The organism is Marinifilum sp. D737 (assembly GCF_026672275.1).
Classification (GTDB): domain Bacteria; phylum Bacteroidota; class Bacteroidia; order Bacteroidales; family Marinifilaceae; genus Marinifilum.
The window spans coordinates 1-19,634 of the sequence record NZ_JANQCD010000017.1 but is presented as its reverse complement, the minus strand read 5'-3'; the positions used below and the strand labels follow the sequence as shown (position 1 = coordinate 19,634).

Sequence of the window (19,634 nt, the reverse complement as noted above, 5' to 3'; positions counted from 1 at the left end):
ACACAATATTTTCAAAGAAAGTCTCAATACGCCGTAGCGCTCCATACACCTCAAGATTAAAGAAAATGAAGTTTCACAGAAACATTTTTTAATTCAGCTAGTGCGTCCTTATCTCAATTAAAATCGATTTACCTCTTATCCATTAATACATAACATTTTCTTACTTAATATATTAATAATTTATTTTTTTTTCTAATTTTAGTGAACATTAAAAAAAGTATAAAATCATTATCAAGATTTTACTCCTTAGTATAATATCAATTATAAAGCTTGGATTATCTATTAAAAAAATATCAACCAGAGATATGATGGAAACCAAAATATTCCTATTAGGTGGTTATGACCTCGAAATGATAACAATAAAAAAACTACTATTAGACAATGGATATAATGAAGGTACAGAGATATTTGACCAAAAACTAAACTGGGGCGCTAATCTAAGCTCCTATGTTCATGTACTTGAATTGAATCCTGAAGCAAAAATATATGGTATTGAATTAAATGAAGATATTGAAACACCAAACAACTATATTTCTATAGACCACCACAACGAAAAAACACACTACCCTACTTCTTTGGAGCAAGTGGCAGAATTGTTGAATATTGAATTAAATAAATATCAAAAACTGGTTGCAGCCAATGATGCCAACTATATTCCAGGCATGCAGGAATTAGGTGCGACTAAAGAACAAATTGCTGACATTAGAAAAAATGACAGAGCTGCACAAGGAGTTAGTCCAGAAGACGAACTACTTGCAATAGAGGCAATAAAAAACAAAAGCATAAAAAATGATATTACAATAGTTAAATCTGAAACTTCGAAGTTTAGCACCATAAGCGATAGACTTTTTGGACAATATAAAGAACTGATTGTTTATACTGACGACCAATTGTGTTATTATGGAACTATTAAAACTAACATCCTTATCAAAAAATACTTCAATTTAATCCATAAAAAAACTGCCTATTACGGTGGCAACAAAAGTTTTTTCGGAATCACAAATAGTAAAACCCAAACTGAGCAAAATATTGAATACTATGTCGAAGAAATCTGTAATCTATAGCAAACACATCTTTCTATTTCCCTTTAGATGGGATTCAGTTACTGAAAATGAAACCAACCTAGAAAACCTTTCAATAAATAAGAGAATAAATATTAATCAGTTTGAAAAAGCACTGAATAAAGAAAATTGGGATTTTTATTCAGCCAAGGATCAATCTCTTAAAGGGTATTATATTGATGAATTTGTAAATTATAACGAGTATGTATACTTCTATGACTACGTTAGAGATGCCTTATATGATGAAATAGAAAATCGAGAAAATATTGTAAAGCATTTCACTTATAATCTCGGACAGGATGCCAGCTACCATATTCATATTAAAACTGATGAGAAGACTACAGGTGTATACCAACTAAATATGAAGAAAATTTTCCTTCATGTTTTTAGCAATGGCGTTGGTTTACTATCATATCATCTTGAGAATAACATTTACAAAGAAAAAGAATCTATTCTACAAATTAATGATTTTGGAAGAAGAATATATCCTCAATTTTTATCGAGTGACGGAAAGGATTCTACAAGCATTATCAAAAGAAGTTTTTTAGCAGATAAAATACAACTGAACATTAATGGGAAAAACATAATAGAAGATTTTAGCAGATATAATTTGCAACAGAATTGCCACGATGACATGTTAACCATTGCCAGCCATCCCATTCAATTGCCAAATTTTATATTAGAGCTTTTTAATACCAATGATCAGGTCATATTTCACAGCTCAACTCGTAATTTACAATATGGACAAATTTGCATTCGTCCTATTATTGATGATCGTATGTTTACGATTTGCTGGTTTGGAAATGATTGGATGATCAATGAATTGAAAGAACATAGACAAGCTGGATTTGATACGGAATACAATTATCACACCAATGAGTTTTGGTACAAGTATATTTTCATAGATGGGAAAAGTTTGACATGCGCCAATAAAAATATGCTTCGCCGTGAAAACATGAAGCATACATATGAACGATTTACTGAAGATGGCACCCTATGGGGAGTATCCAGATATTCACTGGTAGGATTAACCAATACAGAATATTTTGGAAGAGAAATCATATCAACACATGCAACTACAATATATTATCAAATGGTAGTGTTATGTCTGATGCAACGTGCATCTGTTTTAAAGTATTCAAACGAGGTTGCCCGAATTTCCAGAAACATAAAGGAAAAACATCCGGAAATTGAAGAAATCAACGAGTCATATTTAAAATTTATAAACAAGATGTATTTCCGCGAAATTACAGCACAAGATCAAGGAATAGAACTTTATGATATGCTTCAGGAGAACATGAGAATTGAAAGAGAAATTGCAGATCTTAAAAGAGAAATAGATGAAATTTACCAGTTTGCCTCTTTGGCTTACGATAAAATACAACAAGAAATCGATCGAGATCAAAATGAACTAATTACAAAAATTACCATAATAGGTGTTTTATTTCTTCCTCCTTCCCTATTGGCGGGAATTCTTGGAATCAATATAATGCCTAAATATGAAGAAATCCCATCCCTTCTTTTTAATGGAGAAATCTATATCCCATTTGTATTCGGAATAGGAACGATCGTAGTCATTTCTTTGTTATTAACCTGGTTATTAATTAACGTATTTAAACTCAAAATCTTCAAAAGAAACAACTCTGCCAAAATTGATAAACAATAAAACCATGCATAAACTAAGCTTTACACTAAAACAGCATACCCCTATTATTCACTTCCAGCCGACACAGGATGGAGCTACATTACGGGCTACAGAACTAAAACCCAAACTGGATAAATTCTTAATTGAGAAATTTAAACAAGAAGGCACCGATTATGAAGAATGGCTTATTCCTGGGCAACAGGGGGCTTTGGATTATAAAGTAAAAATAATTCCTCTGATTAATAAAAAAACACATAAAGTAATTGCTTATACTCCAAAAGACAAAGAAGATGCTATAAGCTCATACAACAATATCAATGATAATCGGATAATTATACAAACCTTCTTTTTCCCTCTTAAGGAAATGATCGAAAAGAAAATCCGTCAATTCTTTGTTTTACACAATTTTGGCAAAAGGCAAAGTAAAGGTTATGGTTGTTATTCTGTGGAAGATTCAAACATTACAGATATCCTAAAAAACTGCAAACTTGATGTATATGTCAAAAACTATAATAATAATGGTGATGAGTATAATCTAAAATCAGATACTCAATTAGACGATTATTTCTACAAAAATGTAATTAGTAGAGATTGGAGTTTAATAAAAAGTGGAAAGAACTTTCACGGATATGAAAAATCACAATTATTCTATCATTTTAACGACAAAGGACTTAAATGGGATAAACCATTTATTAAAAGAAAATTAATGGAACATTTGAGCAAACGAAATGAAAAGATTTTCCTAATGAGTAAATATGAGAACCGAAAATATCAAAATAAAGTATTGTATGATACCAATGATGAGATTTTTAGGTTTGGAAGAGCAATGTTAGGTCTTGCTGAGCATTATGAATTTAAGGCAACAAATAATCGATTATTTCATGTAGAAGTAAAGCATGAAAACATTGAAAGGTTTAAATCTCCTGTTACATTTAAAGTATATGATGGGAAAATATACCTCATTGTAAATAAACTTCCACAAGAGCTAATAAACGATACTGAGGGCTTCTCATTTAACGTAAAAGAATACCAAGGGAATGGATCAAATAAACAACTCTTAAGTGAATTTAAACTATCAGGAATCCTAAAGCTCCCATCTTTTCATGAATTCAATTTGGATGAATTCATGAACAAAGCGCTGGTTAACAACAAGCTAAACTACAAAAAACTAGTATGAAATACACAGCAATAACCATAGGCCCCACTTTAAAAACACTACAGTTAGCACGTAAAACCCGTGAGCTATGGGGCGCAAGCTATTTGCTTAGTTACATTTGCAAAGAACTCATTCAGCAAATTAGAATTAAGGACAATAAGTGTAGCTTTATTGTACCATATGTACCTAAAGATGAGATCACAGATTTCTACAAACCACAAATTGGTGCAGGTCTATTTCCTGATCGTATTATATTTGAAGATAATTTGCCCGAAGGAAGTTTGGAAGAAATTAAAACTGAATTATTAACGACCCTTGCTGAGCGAATTACTAATAAAATAAAAGAAGATGAAGACAAGGTTGCAAAGTATTTAAATCAATATTTTAGAATAGAACACATAACTAAAGAGTACAATGATATTCTACCTGTAATCTCTATTCAGAATTATTTAGATACAGCCGAACTACAGTGTAAGTTAGTTGAAAACGACTCGCAAAATTACATTTCTACTTTTTTAAACAAGATTACCAACTCATTTTTAACCGAAGAAGCATTTTCAAGAGAGGTAATAAAAGATGGCGATATAAGAGGAAAGTGCTTCCCTTCGATACCAGAATTGGCAAGTGCACAATTTCGAACCATAAATTCTGATGTTTGGGAAATTGCACAAAAGGATCTTTACGAAAAATTAAACCAAAAAAAAGAAGAGACAAGAGAAAATTTATTTTACGATATTTTTAAAGGGCACGACAATACCAAAAATGATTTTAGAACCTATCACAAATACGTGGCCATAGTGCAAGCTGATGGCGATAGCGTTGGTGAATTAATAAGATCATTTGAAAATGGTGAAGTTGAAAAATCAAAAATAGAAATAGCCGACTTATCGAAAAACCTCTTTGAGTTTGCCAAGCAATCGGTTGAAAAAATAAGCAAGTACGGTGGAGAATGTATTTATGCAGGCGGTGACGATTTGTTATTTATGGCTCCGGTAGTGGGTTCACAAAAAGAAAATAACAACTACCAGAATATTTTCGACCTAATCAATACTTTATCGACTGATTTTCAACAAAGATTACCAGAACAAAATATAATTAAAGAAGGAACAAGCATCAATGTAAAACCAACTTTATCATTTGGCGTTTCGATAAGCTATTATAAATTTCCTTTACAAGAGGCACTTTCAGAAGCTACATCCCAACTGTTTGAAAAAGCGAAAAAAACCGAGGGTAAAAATGCTGTTGCATTAAGAGTATTAAAACATAGCGGACAATATTTCGATACCATATTTAAGAAAAACACCGAAGCTTACAACATCTTCTGTTATTTAATGTCGATTTATACCCAACAAAACGATGATAATAATTTCTTAATGTCGGTAATTAAAAAAATTTACGACAATACCGATCGTATTATTGCCATTTACGAAAATGAGAACAAAGACTCTGAAAAATTCAGACAAAGGTTACAATTTACTTTTAATTCAGAGTTCAATAACGACATTCATACGATTTACGAAGATTTAACTACCGGCATTATCAACCTAACAGTAAGTGCATTCAAAATTCAAACTCCTGCCAATGCTATGAAAATGGTTTATGCAGCACTTCGATTTATTAAATTTTTAATCAGAAAGGATACCGATGAGTAAACTATATAAAATACAGCTCATTCCACAAGGATCTTTTTTCTTTGGGAATGAAAATACTTTTGGCGATAATAATCAGAACTACTTTGTTCGTTCTAACTATTTCCCTCAGCAAACTTCTTTGCTAGGTATGTTGCGCTACGAATTGTTAAAATCCTCTCCTGAAGTTTTTAAAAACAATAAAATAACAGATAAGGTAGGAGCAATTAACCTAATTGGAGCCCAAAGTTTTGTCAATGAAAAAAAACGAGGAGATTTTGGAATCATAAAAAACATTTATCCGGTTTTTATTGAAGATTATAAGCATGGAATTAATTGGTTTGTAAAACCTAACGACGAGTCACAGTTAAACAACAAGGATGTTTTGATACCAAACACATTAAAGAAAAATGCAAATCACTTTTTACTCGAAAATTACGATCCCAAAATAGGCTTTACTCCCCTACTGGCTCGCAAAGTTCAAAATCCCAAAAAGGACGAAAAAAAAGACAACAACTTCATGAAATTTGATTTTGAACAGGATGAAAATGGAATAAGAACAAAAAAAAGCGGACCGTTCATTACTTGTGAACAAGTTGGTATTCGAAAATCTATTGGTAAATACAGAGCTGATAAAGAAGAGTCTGCCGACAACAAAAAAGGCTTTTACAAGCAAGTTACGTTCAAGTTGGATGATAATTACTGTTTTAGTTTTTTTGCCGAATTAAACGATACAATACTTGATACGCAAAAAGAGCGCTACATTCAGCTTGGAGGTGAAAAAAGTACCTTTAAAATGGATATTGTAGAAATTGATACAACTGACATTTCAAATTCAATCGAAAACACCTATTATATTACTGCAAAAGCCCCTGAAATCTACAAAAAAGTGATACTCCTATCCGATGCATTTTTAAATCTGAATCAAATAGAAAAGTCATGTTTTCACATTAGTAATACCGTCTCTTTTCGTTGCATAAGCACTACAGTTAAAGAAACCAGTGATTATGTGAACATGAGTAAAAGCAAAGGAAGTAGTCTTTACAAATCGAAAAATATAAACCTAATTTCTAAAGGCAGTGTTTTCTTTTTTGATGCAAAAACTGAAAATGAAACCATTTTGGAAATATTTAAAAATGAATGTTTTCAACAAATTGGTTACAACCATATTCAAATAATTAAGCCAGAAAAATAACATTTCAATACACTAATCATGAATAAAAAAAGATACACCATTGAATGTCTAACCAATTTACATGTTGGCAGCGGAGATATTAACTATGGAACCATTGACAGACTGGTACAACGCGATGCGGTTACCGATTTACCAACCATACATGCATCGGGCTTAAAAGGTGCATTGAAAGAATTCTTTGATGCCAACAACGAAATAAACAACGATTTTTTTAGCATAGTTTTTGGCAGTGTCCCAAACTCAAGAAAAACAAAGAGTAACAAGCAAAATATTGGTTCTTATATTTTTAACGATAGCCATCTGCTTGCCTTACCATTGCGTGCTAACGACGCTCCATACTATATGGCTACTTGCCCCGAAGTATTCAACAAATTTACCAATGCCAATGTACCGGATATCAACAAAGCAGTTTTAATTGGCGGCGAGAGAAAAAATAGCCAGATTGAAGATTTGGAAGAAAATGATTTTGAAGAAAAAGATCCATTTACAGAAGAAACTACCAAATTATTAAAAGATCAGCTTGGCACAAAAATTATTGTACTTCCTTTTAAAGAATTTAAAAAATACTGCAATAACCTGCCTGCAATAGCAAGAAACTATCTTGAAAATGGAGAAAGTAAAAACCTATGGTACGAAGAAGTAGTTCCTTCGAAAAGCATATTCTGGACAGATATTATTGATGGAACAGAAACAAACGAAATTAATAAGAAAATTGAAGATACTTTTAGCAAAATAGAAGAATCTTCGGTTCAGATTGGTGCCAATGCTTCAATAGGTTACGGACAGTGTAAATTTAAATCTGTTTAAAAGAAAAGGAAAATGAAAAAATTAAGCAGTGATGATTACAAAAAAGCATTTGACATTGTCAAAAGAGTTTTAACAATAGAAAATGACGATAACAAAGTAGAAAAAAGCACTAAATCTTACATTTCTTCAATTGGTGCATCGGTTCGTTGTTCGGGTTTAACTGCAACAGTAGCGGCCTACATTGCAACCGAAGGAAAAGAGAAAGTAATAAAAGCCCTTGGACAATTTATTGACAGTTCTATTGACAAGCATGAAACTGTTTTGGAAAAAGTAATTGCCAAAGAAATTTCTACCGAACAATTCGAAAATGCGATCGTAGCTATTAAACTAGCCATTCGTACATTTGATGAAAAATAATCAACAGATGGGAAATACAAATTATCCAAATTATGGCTATCTGTTTTATTATGACTATTACAATAGTGAAAACAATAGTGTAAGTAAAAATAATAAAGCTCATGATGCAATTTTAAACGCAAAAGTTTCTAAGAAAGAATTCGAAGGACTACAATTAAAAACCATATATCCTGGCTTGGTCCTTGGTACTGGATACACACATAATTTAAAAGGAGCAGATGGTTTTAAAATTGGGTTTTATTTTGATCATACAAGTGGACTACCGGTAATTCCAGGAGCCTCGATAAAAGGAGCTTTGCGTAATGCCTTTCCTGGCAGACAAAGTAAAATTTATAAGAATCCGAAAAATAAATTGGTACAAAAAAGACGAGCAAAAAAAATTGAAGAAGCCAAATACAATTACATGGCTTCTATTTTACCTTCTGAAAAAATAAAAAACCTTAATCAGACAGAAATTGAAAATTTAATAGATGAAATTGAATTGGAAATATTCGAAGGAAAAGTAAAAGAAGAAGGCAAAGAGAAAAAGTTACCAACAGCAAAAAGAGACACTTTTTTTAATGCTGAAATTATTAAAGGAAACAAAAATGGTGAAATATTTGGTGATGACTACATTACACATCACAAAGACCCATTGAAGAATCCTACCCCCTTGATGTTTTTAAAAATATTACCCAATGTTACATGGGGTTTTAATTTTAAATTACACGATGGAAAGATATCAGCTAAGGAAAAAGAGATATTATTTGAAAAGATAATTCTTTATTTCGGCCTTGGTGCCAAAACCAATCTTGGTTATGGCCAATTTGAATAAAACCATATCAACTTATAAAAGAAAAGGGTTAGACTAAATTTAGTCTAACCCTTTTCTTTTATAAAGGTCTTGCTACACAATACGCCGTAGCGCTCAATATACCTCAAGGCAATGGTAACACTGGCGATTCTATCGTTAACTCTGTCTCAATACGCCGTAGCGCTCAATATACCTCAAGGCAATTATTATAAATTAGCAGTATCTCAAATCTCTCCGTCTCAATACGCCGTAGCGCTCAATATACCTCAAGGCAAACAAAGATATTTTGAAAAATTACAAAATCCAAGCGTCTCAATACGCCGTAGCGCTCAATATACCTCAAGGCATAGATATGTATAAGTTATGCAAACCAAACCTTAGTCTCAATACGCCGTAGCGCTCAATATACCTCAAGGCAGCAATTATTTACAAATTATTCACCCTTTAAAGTCTCAATACGCCGTAGCGCTCAATATACCTCAAGGCAATATTATTATAAATATAAAAACCCTAAATTATGTCTCAATACGCCGTAGCGCTCAAACCTTTCCCGTTTTTAAATGCAATCAATATTTTCATTCTACCTTGTTCTTTCAGCAGTTTTGCATTAATTCCAAGTCAATTTTCCCAAACCATAGGAGCTGTATTTGCCAATGCCTAGATGGCGAATTAAAGCCAAAAGTTCGGTGTAAGGCAAAATATTTTCGCTTAAACCAGTAAACTCTCCTACAATTGCATCAACTTTTATTTTTTTGCCATATCGCTTGTTTTTCCATACTTCGAAACGATGGGTATGAATCTCATAGTTCATTTCAGGCAATGCCATATTTTCTATTTTCGAAAGAGGAGAACCACAATAAAATTGAGCCAGCAAATTATACTTTGTATGTGCCTGCTGCAACAGCTGTTCCACTAGCTTCTCTTCAATTAAATGTTTTCCCGATTGCAAATGAAGCGGTGTGTGCGTTCTTAATTTTACAAGCTTAGAATCAGGAACTTCCGAAATATTTTCCAACGAAAAACGATTGTCCATGGCTGTATCTTGCTTGTTGGGCAATACACTTTCAAAACTATCCAGCAAAAAGTTGCTTACAATCGAATGTTCTGCATATTTGTGCATCTGGTTAAAAGCCATTATGATGTTGGGTAAATGTTTGTTGGCCGATCCGATTAAGGCAAGATGAAACTCCATTTTTTCGGCCTTTGTGTATTCTGTTTTTTCATTTAATGCTGGCGATAGTACATATCCTATGGGTGGATTGGTGTATTTGCCTCTCCAAAAATGGCCATCGGGCAAAACAGGTTTAAAAAGCTGGCAATAGGAACAGTTTTCTTTATTGCAGCGAATGTGTTTTGTACCAGCATGTCCGTTGGCATTGTAGAGCACCTGCCCAAACAAGCCATGAAAAAATGCAAATGGCGATGTTGGCAGTTCAAAATGATCTGTTCTAAGCTTTAGTACGATTTTATATTGGTAAAAAAAGAGTTTATTGTATTCTTGATTCATAAAATTCTTCGCTTATTGGATTATCGCTTGATGTAATACGAACTGTCAATAAAAGGATGATTCACACTAGCTGCAATCACATCTTTTGGCTTGATTTCGAATCCATGAAGCAATCGCTCAATATCATCCTGGTTAAATTTTAAAAGCTGTTCATCTCCAGCCTCAACATCTTCTCTTACCATGCGGTTGGCATGAATCTGCTTTAATTTTTCGAACAGGTTTCGACACACTCTACCGTTTCCAAAATTCATATCCTTTTCCTCAATCAAAGTCTGAAAATATTCCGAAACAATTGTCATACAATCTTCACTCATGCTAAAGGATTCTTTCTGCATAAAGTTGATGAAGATCTCCAGCAATTCATCCGAAGAGTAATCCGGAAAGTTGATCATATGAGGGAAACGACTTGCCAGTCCCGGATTGGCCGTAAGGAATTCTTCCATATTGTTGGTATAACCAGCCAATATCACACAAGTTGTATCCTTAATCTGTTCCATTTCATCTACCAAAACATTAATGGCATCCGTACCAAAATCTCTCGGACTATCGGGCTTGTACAAACTGTAGGCTTCATCAATAAACAAAATTCCTCCTTTTGCTTGTCTGATTAAACGTCTCATATTTTGTTCGGTATCACCAATATATTGTCCCACTATACTTTGGCGACTTGCCGCTACCAAATGTCCTTTAGACAGTACCCCAATCGTTTTGTATATTTCTCCTAAAATGGAAGCCAAGGTGGTTTTTCCCGTTCCCGGATTTCCCATAAAAATAGAATTCAAGGAAATGGCGTTGTTATTTCCTTTCAGGCGGTTTACCTTTACCAGGTTAGTTAGTGAGGTAACACTTTCCTTAACGGATTGCAAACCTGTTAAATCATTTAGTTTTTTCATGATTTCAGGCAAAGACTTCTGATCGTCTTCTGTGTATTGATCCTTTATGCTTTCCTGAAGATCCTGTTTACTAATGAAATTGTCTCCATCATCAATACTCGTTGTTATTCGTAAGGTATAATGATATCGAGCTTCGCCGGCCAACATGGTTGAAACACCAACATTAAAATCTTTTGTGCTTAAGTAAGATTTCATGTACTCAAAGTACTTTACAGCCAATGCAAGTGCTTCTGTACTTACTTCCAAACCATAAGCTTTTACTTCTTCAACAAAATGTTTCACAAGCATATCAACAGAAACACTATCAAAATGGAAAACATTTTGAAAGCAGATTCTTAATGTTGGTGAAATTGCAGAAAGACGATCCCATCCTTGTTCACTTAGTGACAGTAAAAACAGATTATTGGATTGTTCGATAATATGATTGCATAGACTTTCAATCATCTCCTCCTTTTTAAATGGATCTTGAATCAGCTGATCTCTATTATCATTTTTGTCCATATTTTCGATCAACACAACTGAATTTTCCATGTCCGACAATTTCCCCTCCAAATCACATTTATCAGTCAAATTGCTAAAATCTATTTTTGAAACATTTATATCCTCAAAAAAACTTGATGCAAACATCTTTGTTAATTCGTATGTATCAATATTTTTGTCGTTAACAAAAACACAATTCAAACGCATGGAAAAGAAGTCTTTCTGTTTGGCAAGACTTTCTGCTACCTGTTGAGTATTCTTCACAAAAGAAAGGTAGGATTGAGGAGCCATATCCATTACATCAATAGTAGCCCTCTTCAGTTCTTCTTCATCAACTCCTAAACCCATTGCCAATCGCCATAAAGTTCTTCCATAGCCAGTATCTACTTCTTCTTCCTTCTTTTCAGGCACAATACGGTTTAAGTCAAAAGTTTTCAAAGTAGTAAAATGCGCTTCCCGAAATATCTCCCGAAAATCTGAAAACTCCTCTTTATACCACTTCATGCTTTTGGAACCAATCACAATTGACCTAACAATCTGTTTGTTACTACTTGATGGATACTTTTTAATATCTCTATAATAATTGGTGTTAGCATAGGCAATCTCAATTACTACATCCTTAAGCTTATCATCATCTAAATCATCATGTAAAAAATGTACCGGAAAAATATACTTGCCATCTTTGCTTACCAAGATCATATCAAAACTCTTCCCTGTAAACACACATTTAAAATTTAAACGATTTGCATTTTCACAAACTAATTTGAGATACGGAATTTTCCACTCCTTATCCCATTCGTACAATAATTCTTCACAAGTCCCCAGAGCTTCCTCTATTTCTCCACACCAAAAACTATGATTTACTTCTTCAATGTCTTCAAAATAATCATCTATCATCTCTCACTTGTATTTTCTAATGGTTTAAAAATATTGGGAACATAGTGCTTCTGAATACTTGTAGCAATGATTTGAGCCACCTCTTTTTTCGACATTCTAAGGTTTTCACCAAAATGATAAATCAGATCCAATTCGCCTTTAAAAATATCGTGATCCGAAAGTGCAATTCGAATAATAAAATCGATCAGTGCATATTTTTCAGAAGGGTTAATCTCCAAAATTTCTGTAATGGCCTGATTACAGAATCGTACCACATCCTTTTGGGCAATATCAAACATAAACTCTTTAGGAAACATGCTAAACTCCGACAAGGCCATAATAATTTCCTTGTACTCATCCTCATTAATCACATTATCAACCTGTGCCAATATGATTCCAGCTGTTGCTATAAATATTTTGCGATGATAGTCGATATTGGAATTTCCCGTTTTGATCAGGATACCAATCAGTTCGTCCATTTCCGAATCCAGAATTTCATCATCACCACCCAATAGTCCTTTTTCTGCATAAGTCTGCGATTTTGCAAACAATTCAATGGCTTTTACCCTTATGGGGTTTATGGGATGAGATAAGATATCTGTCCTGGCATTATCCTTAAAGTAAGCCAGTGTTTTTTCATTCTCTTGACTATACTGCACAGGATTAAACATTACTCTTTTCGATGATAATCCTGATGACAATTTGAAAAAACTACTGAGTGTTTTCTCGGCATTCTTACATACCAAATATCCAAAACGATCCGCCGTTAGTTCCGATACCTTGTGCCACAAATTGAGTTTGTGACGCAACATTAAAGGCATATTCAATTCGGGAGGATACACAAACTGCACCAACATGGCAATACGCGCATTTCCACTAATCAAATGACCTATTTCATGTCCTATTACAAAACGCAACTCATCATTATCAAATTTCTCTACCAAAGCAGAATTCAGATTGATAATGTGGTTGGTATCATCATGACTACGAGCCAAAGAAAAAGCATTGAGTTCCGCAGAATTGGTAATGTAAAAGTCTATGGGCTCATCAAACTGCAATTCTTCCTGCACGTTCCTACATAGGCTATATAAGTCTGGTGCCATTTGAGGTCCCAATTTAAAAGAGTGTCCTTCGAGAATATACTTCCAGTTGTTTTCTATTTTTTCTATTTGAGCTTCTTTGATGACTTGTTCAACAATATCGCCCTGTATCAGCTCATTCAACTCTTGTCCTAAGGCAATTTCCAGAGGAATTCGAATTTTTTCGTAATTCATTTTTTTGTTAATGGTACCGTAAGTTATATGATCATTTTTATTCAAAACCCCGTTCAATTATCCAAATAAACAACTCTCAAAAACCACCCCCTACTTCGTTCAAAATAAAATCACGAAATCCAACAAAACAAATCCTAGTATTAACTTCAAACTATCTGGATAATCAAATGGATTTCCAATTTAGCAATTATACATGAATTATTGATATGATAATGATATATATTCTAAAAGCAAGTTGCTTTTACAAGTATTTTAGAAAAACCTGAATTCCTTGAATCACATCTAATTAACATTTTACCATACGCTATACTTTTTAAATATCTTTAGATTTCCTTTTTTCCTCTAACTTTTTCTGCAAATCACTCATATCATCAGAGATCTTCTTATCTAAAATCCTGGCGTAAATTTGAGTTGTCTTCAAAGAAGTATGCCCTAAAATCTTTGATACTGTTTCAATAGGAACTTCATTTGATAAAGTAACTGAAGTTGCAAAAGTGTGACAAGCCATATGCATGCTTACATTTTTATCGATTGCATGTGTCAGCAATTTATTTCAAATAACCATTCAACCTCTGATTGGATATAACGGGAAGCAATCTCCCAGTTCCGGAAATGGATGAATCCTCTTGAAACGATTCCAAGATCTCTTTTGCTTTTGGTAACAATGGGATTCTACATCTCGTATCCTTCCTGTTTCTGTCAGCTACCAGGCATTCATTTCCATCATCACCAATAGCCAAATGCCTATGGTGTAGTTTGAAAATATCTGAATACAAGCATCCTGTATAACAGGCAAAAAAATATATTTTTCACCATATCGAGTCTTTTGGTAGGATCCAATCTAACCTTATACTTGCCATATGGATTCTTCTCCATATACTCTAAGAATATGACTAAATTTAAAATTCGCATTAAATGCTTGTGATAGTTCCATGCGGTATTTTGATGAACTTTAAGTAACAATCGAACTTATCCGGAAAGTGGTAATTGATCTTTCCCACTGGGAAATCATTGATTTTGTATTCGAATTAACAAACTCTTCCACTCTACCTTTCGATGACTTAAACTACTTTTAAGTTTCCATGAAAAACTTTTATGTAGTTTGTCTTATACTATCCAGGTAATAATTAAAAACACTTACACTACCTACATACCTTCCTTTAGCAAGCTTAAATATTCTACTTTTTATATCAGAAGCATTCTCATAATCAATGATGAATCTAACACCAAAATACATGGAAATTTGCATGTGAAAATTACGCAACATGTTTCATTTAGAGAATATCAAATGCGACCAATTCGCATCAGCCAGTTAAGCAGAAGAAATCAAGATTGTGAAATTTTGGTGTGGTCTCGAAATGATCCCTCCTAAATATGCATTTTAAATGCTTTCATTGACATTTTCAAAAACAAAAATGCACTTATTTCAATGAAAATAAGTGCATTTAGTTTCTATCGTGCTTAACAAAGGTGCCCAAGGCGGGAGTCGAACCCGCACGCCCAATCGGACACATGGCCCTCAACCATGCCTGTCTACCAATTCCAGCACTTGGGCAAGGCAAGCAAAATTAACAAAAAAGAAATAATTGCAAAAGATTTTTAATGCCATACAAATAAAAGCATCCAATTAATTCTGCTAACTTGCGTATTGGAGAATACTTTCATGTTTATATCTTTGCGCAAATAAAAATTTCGATATGGCTACTCAGAAAAAGGACTACTCCTATTTAGATAAAATCGCATTGCAAGCAGATAAATGGGATGAATTGAATAAGAATGAATTGCAAGTAATGGCTTTTAGAACCTGCTTTTTATACGGTGAAAGTCGCAACAAAAATATTATTCCCGTTCTGTTTCGCATGTTTGAATATTTAATTGAAAACACTACGAGTGAGGAACGAACAAAACTACTTACAGCCCTTAGCTCTGTTATCAGAAAAAATAATCCGAAAGCGATTATGGCTTTGTTTCCTTTCATTCAGGTTGAGACCGATGGGCAAATTGTTCGAACTGCCAGTCAATTTTTCATTAATCTTTCTGTTTTATCAAATAAAGAGTTCCATTCGGGAACAAACATTCTATTGGAATTGATTAAAGATGCACCGGAAGATAGAAATTCAGCTTATATCATTCTTGGCTTAACTGATATTGAAAATGAAAAAATCAATCAAATGCTAAGAGCAGTAAAACCACAACTAGGCAATGAAGTAATTAGCATACTTCACAACAATGGAGTCCAGTTCTAACCACATCTGTACAAATATCTAGATTTATACATCTTTTAACACAACAATTAAACACTGCAAGGTATTTTTTTATAGTTTTGATTTAGAATTTATTTTTTGACAATAAAAAACTATTAACTAAAATGAACATTGCAAAATCAATGATTTTACTGTTTGTGGTATTATTTGCTACAAATAAAATTCAAGCACAAAATGATTTAAACCAAGCTTTGGATCAAGCCAAAAAAGAAAACAAATTTGTTTTCATGAACTTCTCTGGTTCCGATTGGTGTAAATCGTGTATCATACTTAAAAAAACAATCTTAAACACAGATGAGTTTAAAGATTTTGCCAGAAATGAGCTTGTCATATTAAATGTTGATTTCCCTCGTGCAAAGAAAAACCAACTAAGCAAAGAACAAGTTAAAATAAACGAGGCCCTTGCCGAAAAGTATAACAAAAAAGGACAGTTTCCTACCATTGTAATTCTGAATAAAGAAGGCGAAGTATTGGGAAAAACCGGATACAAAAAACTTAATCCCAATCAATACATCGATCACATCAAATCATTCTTAAAATAATAGAATGAGACGATTACTGATAATAACACTTCTTCTTGGGCTGACTTGCATCTCAAACGGACAAAACAAAACGCACAAAAAGGTTCTGCTTTTGATGGGTTCCCGATTCGAAATTACAGCAATTTCGGAGGATGCAACAAAAGCAAATGAGGCAATTGAAGCTGGAATAAATGAAATCAAAAGGATTGAAAAGTTGATTTCTTCCTGGGATTCCAATTCACAAACTTCAGCAATTGTTCGCAATGCAGGCATAAAGGCAGTTCAGGTAAATCGTGAATTATTCAATCTAATCAGAAGAAGTAAGAAAATATCTGATTTAACGCATGGTGCCTTTGATATTAGCTATGCATCAATGGACAAAATCTGGAAATTCGACGGCAGCATGACTCAAATGCCAGATTCAGCCAGCGTAGCAAAATCCGTATCAAAAATAAACTACAAAGACATTATCCTTGACAACGAGAATACAAGTGTTTTTCTCAAGAAAAAAGGCATGAAAATTGGCTTTGGAGCAATCGGTAAAGGATATGCGGCCAATAAAGCTCTCGAAGTAATGTCGAAAATGGAATTAATCGGTGCTTTGGTAAATGCTTCGGGCGATTTGATTACCTGGGGGAAAGATGAAGATGGCGAAGATTGGAAAATTGGAATATCAAACCCCAAAGAAAAAGATAAGATTTTTTCCTGGCTAAGCATTGGAGAAACCGCTGTTGTAACCTCAGGAAACTATGAGAAATTTGTCTCCTTCGACGGAAAAAGATATTCTCACATTATTGATCCAAGAACAGGTTATCCGGTAAGTGGATTAAGTAGCGTTACCATCATTTGTCCGAATGCCGAATTGGCAGACGCGCTTGCTACTTCTGTTTTTGTATTAGGCGCAAAAAGTGGCTTACAATTAATCAACAAACTAAATGGTATTGAATGTATTTTGGTTACCGATGATCAGAAAATGCTTACCTCTGCCAATTTAAAATTAGAATATCATAAAACAAGCTATAAAAATAACTCACATCAAATTCAAATAGGAAAATTCAATGAGTAAAAGAAAAATCAAATTAATGCTATTTGGACTGCTTGCTGTAGTTGCCATGAACAGTTGTGTTTCGGTGGCGGCATATCAAAAAGCATATCTTAACGATGCTGAAATGGCATTGCAAGCAAAAAAACTAGAAGTTTACGAAACCAATTTCCAGGCGTACCGCGAAGGTGCCGCTGGTGCTAATGGTGGAAAATCGGGAGGAGGTTGCGGATGCAATTAAAAGCTTTATTAAGCCTGTTGTTGTTATTAGGAATTGGCATGACAGGATTCTCTCAAACCGATAAAAACAGTATCGACGATAAACAAGAAGATGGTCGCAAAAAGGTAAAAACTAAGAAATCACCCGAAGATTTTAAAGATACCGAAGTGAACTTCTTATTCAACTATTACGAACAAGATGGAGATCACTCACCTGTTACTGGTGGTATAGGAACCGAAGAGTTGGATAATATCGCGCCAAGTTTTGTGGTTCATGTTCCTTTGGATTCATTATCGGCTCTTGATTTAAACTTTGGAGTAGACATCTATTCATCAGCATCAACTGATAATATCGATTATTTTGATATTGATAAATCATCAGCTTCGAGTAAAGATGCAAGAGCTCATATCAATATGGCTTACTCACACACTTTAGCCAAATCAGGAAATGCATACAGTATTTTAGGTGGATTCTCAAGTGAATACGATGTTACATCATTCAATTTTGGTGGATCATACACTTTCAATTCTGAGGATCAAAACCGTTCGCTAACTCTTGATGCATTGTTCATGAACGACAGCTGGAATTTACTTTATCCAACCGAATTAAGAACCGGTACTGAATGGTTGAAAGATGACGTGAGAACAACTCTAAAATTTGGACTGTCCTACTCTCAGGTAATCAACAAAAGACTGCAAGCTTTGTTTTCAGCCGAAGTAGTATCGCAAAGCGGATTACTATCAACACCGTTCCATAGAGTATTCTTTGATGATGCAAACATCAATGATGATATGGCTACTTTAAAAGGATTAAGTCATGTGGAGCAATTGGATGATAGCAGGTTAAAAATTCCAATCTCTATGCGCTGGAACTATTATTTGAGTGACTTTGTACGCTTAAAAACATTCTACCGATTCTATACCGACAGCTGGGGAATATCAGCTCATACAGCTAGCATTGAATTGCCAATGATGATTTCTCAATCATTCATTATTTCACCTTTTTTCAGGTACCACACTCAAACTGCTGCTGATGATTTTTATGAATTCGGTCAGGCAAGCGCTACCAACACACCTGAATTTTATACTTCAGATTACGATCTTTCGGATTTCGACAGTTATAAACTTGGTGTTGGTTTTCAATATTCGCCTGTTATGGGAATTGGGAAGTTTAAATCGCCATTTAGAAAGGGAAAAGTTGCCCAATTTAAAAGTGTAGGCCTAAGAACAGCTTATTACGACAGAAGCGATGGATTAAACGCCTGGCTAGTGAGCCTTGATTTTGGATTCACATTCTAATTGATATATCGAAAAGACTTCCGGAAGGGAGTCTTTTTTTGTGCTTAAAAATGAACTCCCATCCTACTTTTAACCTGAGTTCGATGTGAAATTCGACACTGTTTGATCTGGTTTTGAGCAGAAATTTACACAAATACGTGAAGGAATATCGGGATATTTCAAACAGATTTGAGGGAATTTATGCCAAAAACAGGCGAATCTTTAAAGGAAAGTTTTCGTGTATCGATAGCTATCAGGAGTGTAATTTTGTTATTGTGCGAATGTGAAATTAGAACTATGCCTTAGTGCATCATTACATTCCCCATTGAATTTCACAACTTTTCTACCTTTTCAAACTTTTCAAGACTTTCCAGAAAAAAAGCTGCTCCAAAAAATGAAGCAGCTTTAATAATGCTAGTTTGTACAGTAAAAACATCCTCCTAAGAGGAAATCTCTTCAAAAGAGCGAGAAACGAGACTCGAACTCGCGACCCTAACCTTGGCAAGGTTATGCTCTACCAACTGAGCTATTCTCGCAATTTCTTTTTTTATTGAAACGGAAAAGAAAAACCGTTTTGAGCGAGAAACGAGACTCGAACTCGCGACCCTAACCTTGGCAAGGTTATGCTCTACCAACTG

18 protein-coding genes, 2 tRNA genes and 1 CRISPR repeat array are annotated in these 19,634 nt (G+C 33.9%); of the genes, 13 read left to right on the top strand and 7 right to left on the bottom strand.

Translation table 11 applies throughout. The features are described 5' to 3' along the window. Positions 1–308 precede the first annotated feature (308 nt). Genes NQ163_RS11480 through cmr6 form a run of 8 tightly spaced genes read left to right on the top strand, consistent with a single transcriptional unit; the run spans position 309 to position 8,663 of the window. On the top strand, positions 309–1,064 hold the full coding sequence (locus NQ163_RS11480; protein WP_268190463.1) for a hypothetical protein: 756 nt from the start codon (positions 309–311) through the stop codon (positions 1,062–1,064). Further along, positions 1,039–2,727, top strand: coding sequence for a CorA family divalent cation transporter (locus NQ163_RS11475; protein WP_268190462.1), 1,689 nt, complete (start codon positions 1,039–1,041; stop codon positions 2,725–2,727). The genes NQ163_RS11480 and NQ163_RS11475 overlap by 26 nt, the downstream gene beginning before the upstream one ends. A gap of 4 nt (positions 2,728–2,731) precedes the next feature. Continuing rightward, positions 2,732–3,883: a hypothetical protein gene (locus NQ163_RS11470; protein ID WP_268190461.1), complete on the top strand. Its 1,152-nt coding sequence runs from the start codon at positions 2,732–2,734 to the stop codon at positions 3,881–3,883. Then, positions 3,880–5,514 (top strand): type III-B CRISPR-associated protein Cas10/Cmr2, encoded by a 1,635-nt coding sequence (gene cas10, locus NQ163_RS11465; protein ID WP_268190460.1) that lies wholly within the window; start codon positions 3,880–3,882, stop codon positions 5,512–5,514. The genes NQ163_RS11470 and cas10 overlap by 4 nt, the downstream gene beginning before the upstream one ends. Then, positions 5,507–6,685 (top strand): type III-B CRISPR module-associated Cmr3 family protein, encoded by a 1,179-nt coding sequence (locus NQ163_RS11460; RefSeq protein ID WP_268190459.1) that lies wholly within the window; start codon positions 5,507–5,509, stop codon positions 6,683–6,685. Before cas10 ends, NQ163_RS11460 begins: the two co-directional genes overlap by 8 nt. An 18-nt stretch (positions 6,686–6,703) precedes the next feature. After that, the gene (gene cmr4 / locus NQ163_RS11455) at positions 6,704–7,492 is read left to right on the top strand and encodes a type III-B CRISPR module RAMP protein Cmr4 (protein ID WP_268190458.1); all 789 of its coding nucleotides are present in this window, start codon (positions 6,704–6,706) and stop codon (positions 7,490–7,492) included. 12 nt (positions 7,493–7,504) lie between these two features. Next, positions 7,505–7,849, top strand: a complete 345-nt coding sequence (locus NQ163_RS11450) for a type III-B CRISPR module-associated protein Cmr5 (RefSeq protein ID WP_268190457.1) — start codon at positions 7,505–7,507, stop codon at positions 7,847–7,849. A gap of 7 nt (positions 7,850–7,856) precedes the next feature. Beyond that, positions 7,857–8,663: a type III-B CRISPR module RAMP protein Cmr6 gene (gene cmr6, locus NQ163_RS11445; RefSeq protein ID WP_268190456.1), complete on the top strand. Its 807-nt coding sequence runs from the start codon at positions 7,857–7,859 to the stop codon at positions 8,661–8,663. Positions 8,664–8,736: 73 nt separating this feature from the next. Continuing rightward, a CRISPR array of direct repeats spans positions 8,737–9,129; the repeat unit is 38 nt; unit sequence GTCTCAATACGCCGTAGCGCTCAATATACCTCAAGGCA. A gap of 120 nt (positions 9,130–9,249) precedes the next feature. Here cmr6 and NQ163_RS11440 read toward each other — a convergent pair. The 6 genes from NQ163_RS11440 to NQ163_RS11415 all read right to left on the bottom strand — a co-directional run bounded on the left by NQ163_RS11440 (position 9,250) and on the right by NQ163_RS11415 (position 15,227). Further along, the gene (locus tag NQ163_RS11440) at positions 9,250–10,149 is read right to left on the bottom strand and encodes a CRISPR system precrRNA processing endoribonuclease RAMP protein Cas6 (protein WP_268190455.1); all 900 of its coding nucleotides are present in this window, start codon (positions 10,147–10,149) and stop codon (positions 9,250–9,252) included. A 20-nt stretch (positions 10,150–10,169) separates the two neighbouring features. Then, entirely contained in the window at positions 10,170–12,419 is a 2,250-nt protein-coding gene (locus NQ163_RS11435) for an AAA family ATPase (protein ID WP_268190454.1), read from the bottom strand. After that, a complete protein-coding gene (locus tag NQ163_RS11430; RefSeq protein WP_268190453.1) occupies positions 12,416–13,672 on the bottom strand; it encodes a M48 family metallopeptidase in 1,257 nt (418 codons plus the stop codon). Before NQ163_RS11430 ends, NQ163_RS11435 begins: the two co-directional genes overlap by 4 nt. A 313-nt stretch (positions 13,673–13,985) precedes the next feature. Continuing rightward, positions 13,986–14,219 (bottom strand): tyrosine-type recombinase/integrase, encoded by a 234-nt coding sequence (locus tag NQ163_RS11425; protein WP_268190452.1) that lies wholly within the window; start codon positions 14,217–14,219, stop codon positions 13,986–13,988. Between the two features lie 546 nt (positions 14,220–14,765). Continuing rightward, complete coding sequence (locus tag NQ163_RS11420) at positions 14,766–14,939, bottom strand: hypothetical protein (RefSeq protein WP_268190451.1); 174 nt, start codon at positions 14,937–14,939, stop codon at positions 14,766–14,768. A gap of 204 nt (positions 14,940–15,143) precedes the next feature. Beyond that, a tRNA-Leu gene (locus NQ163_RS11415) sits at positions 15,144–15,227 on the bottom strand. Positions 15,228–15,369: 142 nt separating this feature from the next. Between NQ163_RS11415 and NQ163_RS11410 the strand changes: the two genes are divergently transcribed. The 5 genes from NQ163_RS11410 (at position 15,370) to NQ163_RS11390 (ending at position 19,017) form a co-directional block, all read left to right on the top strand. Then, the gene (locus NQ163_RS11410) at positions 15,370–15,918 is read left to right on the top strand and encodes a hypothetical protein (protein WP_268190450.1); all 549 of its coding nucleotides are present in this window, start codon (positions 15,370–15,372) and stop codon (positions 15,916–15,918) included. A gap of 122 nt (positions 15,919–16,040) precedes the next feature. Then, positions 16,041–16,478, top strand: coding sequence for a thioredoxin family protein (locus NQ163_RS11405; RefSeq protein WP_268190449.1), 438 nt, complete (start codon positions 16,041–16,043; stop codon positions 16,476–16,478). A gap of 4 nt (positions 16,479–16,482) precedes the next feature. Continuing rightward, a complete protein-coding gene (locus NQ163_RS11400) occupies positions 16,483–17,523 on the top strand; it encodes an FAD:protein FMN transferase (RefSeq protein ID WP_268190448.1) in 1,041 nt (346 codons plus the stop codon). After that, positions 17,516–17,740 (top strand): DUF4266 domain-containing protein, encoded by a 225-nt coding sequence (locus NQ163_RS11395; RefSeq protein WP_054722606.1) that lies wholly within the window; start codon positions 17,516–17,518, stop codon positions 17,738–17,740. Before NQ163_RS11400 ends, NQ163_RS11395 begins: the two co-directional genes overlap by 8 nt. Continuing rightward, the gene (locus NQ163_RS11390) at positions 17,731–19,017 is read left to right on the top strand and encodes a DUF3570 domain-containing protein (RefSeq protein WP_268190447.1); all 1,287 of its coding nucleotides are present in this window, start codon (positions 17,731–17,733) and stop codon (positions 19,015–19,017) included. The genes NQ163_RS11395 and NQ163_RS11390 overlap by 10 nt, the downstream gene beginning before the upstream one ends. Positions 19,018–19,459: 442 nt before the next feature. On the opposite strand, the gene NQ163_RS11385 is transcribed toward NQ163_RS11390, so the two are convergent. Then, positions 19,460–19,532, bottom strand: a tRNA-Gly gene (locus NQ163_RS11385). Between the last annotated feature and the right edge of the window lie 102 nt (positions 19,533–19,634).

What these genes read in the sequence shown, in the direction of transcription:
- NQ163_RS11480 (WP_268190463.1), top strand. Translation starts at nt 309, where the DNA reads ATGGAAACCAAAATATTCCTATTAGGTGGTTATGACCTCGAAATGATA.
- NQ163_RS11475 (WP_268190462.1), top strand. Translation starts at nt 1,039, where the DNA reads ATGTCGAAGAAATCTGTAATCTATAGCAAACACATCTTTCTATTTCCC.
- NQ163_RS11470 (WP_268190461.1), top strand. Translation starts at nt 2,732, where the DNA reads ATGCATAAACTAAGCTTTACACTAAAACAGCATACCCCTATTATTCAC.
- cas10 (WP_268190460.1), top strand. Translation starts at nt 3,880, where the DNA reads ATGAAATACACAGCAATAACCATAGGCCCCACTTTAAAAACACTACAG.
- NQ163_RS11460 (WP_268190459.1), top strand. Translation starts at nt 5,507, where the DNA reads ATGAGTAAACTATATAAAATACAGCTCATTCCACAAGGATCTTTTTTC.
- cmr4 (WP_268190458.1), top strand. Translation starts at nt 6,704, where the DNA reads ATGAATAAAAAAAGATACACCATTGAATGTCTAACCAATTTACATGTT.
- NQ163_RS11450 (WP_268190457.1), top strand. Translation starts at nt 7,505, where the DNA reads ATGAAAAAATTAAGCAGTGATGATTACAAAAAAGCATTTGACATTGTC.
- cmr6 (WP_268190456.1), top strand. Translation starts at nt 7,857, where the DNA reads ATGGGAAATACAAATTATCCAAATTATGGCTATCTGTTTTATTATGAC.
- NQ163_RS11440 (WP_268190455.1), bottom strand. Translation starts at nt 10,149, where the DNA reads ATGAATCAAGAATACAATAAACTCTTTTTTTACCAATATAAAATCGTA.
- NQ163_RS11435 (WP_268190454.1), bottom strand. Translation starts at nt 12,419, where the DNA reads ATGATAGATGATTATTTTGAAGACATTGAAGAAGTAAATCATAGTTTT.
- NQ163_RS11430 (WP_268190453.1), bottom strand. Translation starts at nt 13,672, where the DNA reads ATGAATTACGAAAAAATTCGAATTCCTCTGGAAATTGCCTTAGGACAA.
- NQ163_RS11420 (WP_268190451.1), bottom strand. Translation starts at nt 14,939, where the DNA reads ATGTTGCGTAATTTTCACATGCAAATTTCCATGTATTTTGGTGTTAGA.
- NQ163_RS11410 (WP_268190450.1), top strand. Translation starts at nt 15,370, where the DNA reads ATGGCTACTCAGAAAAAGGACTACTCCTATTTAGATAAAATCGCATTG.
- NQ163_RS11405 (WP_268190449.1), top strand. Translation starts at nt 16,041, where the DNA reads ATGAACATTGCAAAATCAATGATTTTACTGTTTGTGGTATTATTTGCT.
- NQ163_RS11400 (WP_268190448.1), top strand. Translation starts at nt 16,483, where the DNA reads ATGAGACGATTACTGATAATAACACTTCTTCTTGGGCTGACTTGCATC.
- NQ163_RS11395 (WP_054722606.1), top strand. Translation starts at nt 17,516, where the DNA reads ATGAGTAAAAGAAAAATCAAATTAATGCTATTTGGACTGCTTGCTGTA.
- NQ163_RS11390 (WP_268190447.1), top strand. Translation starts at nt 17,731, where the DNA reads ATGCAATTAAAAGCTTTATTAAGCCTGTTGTTGTTATTAGGAATTGGC.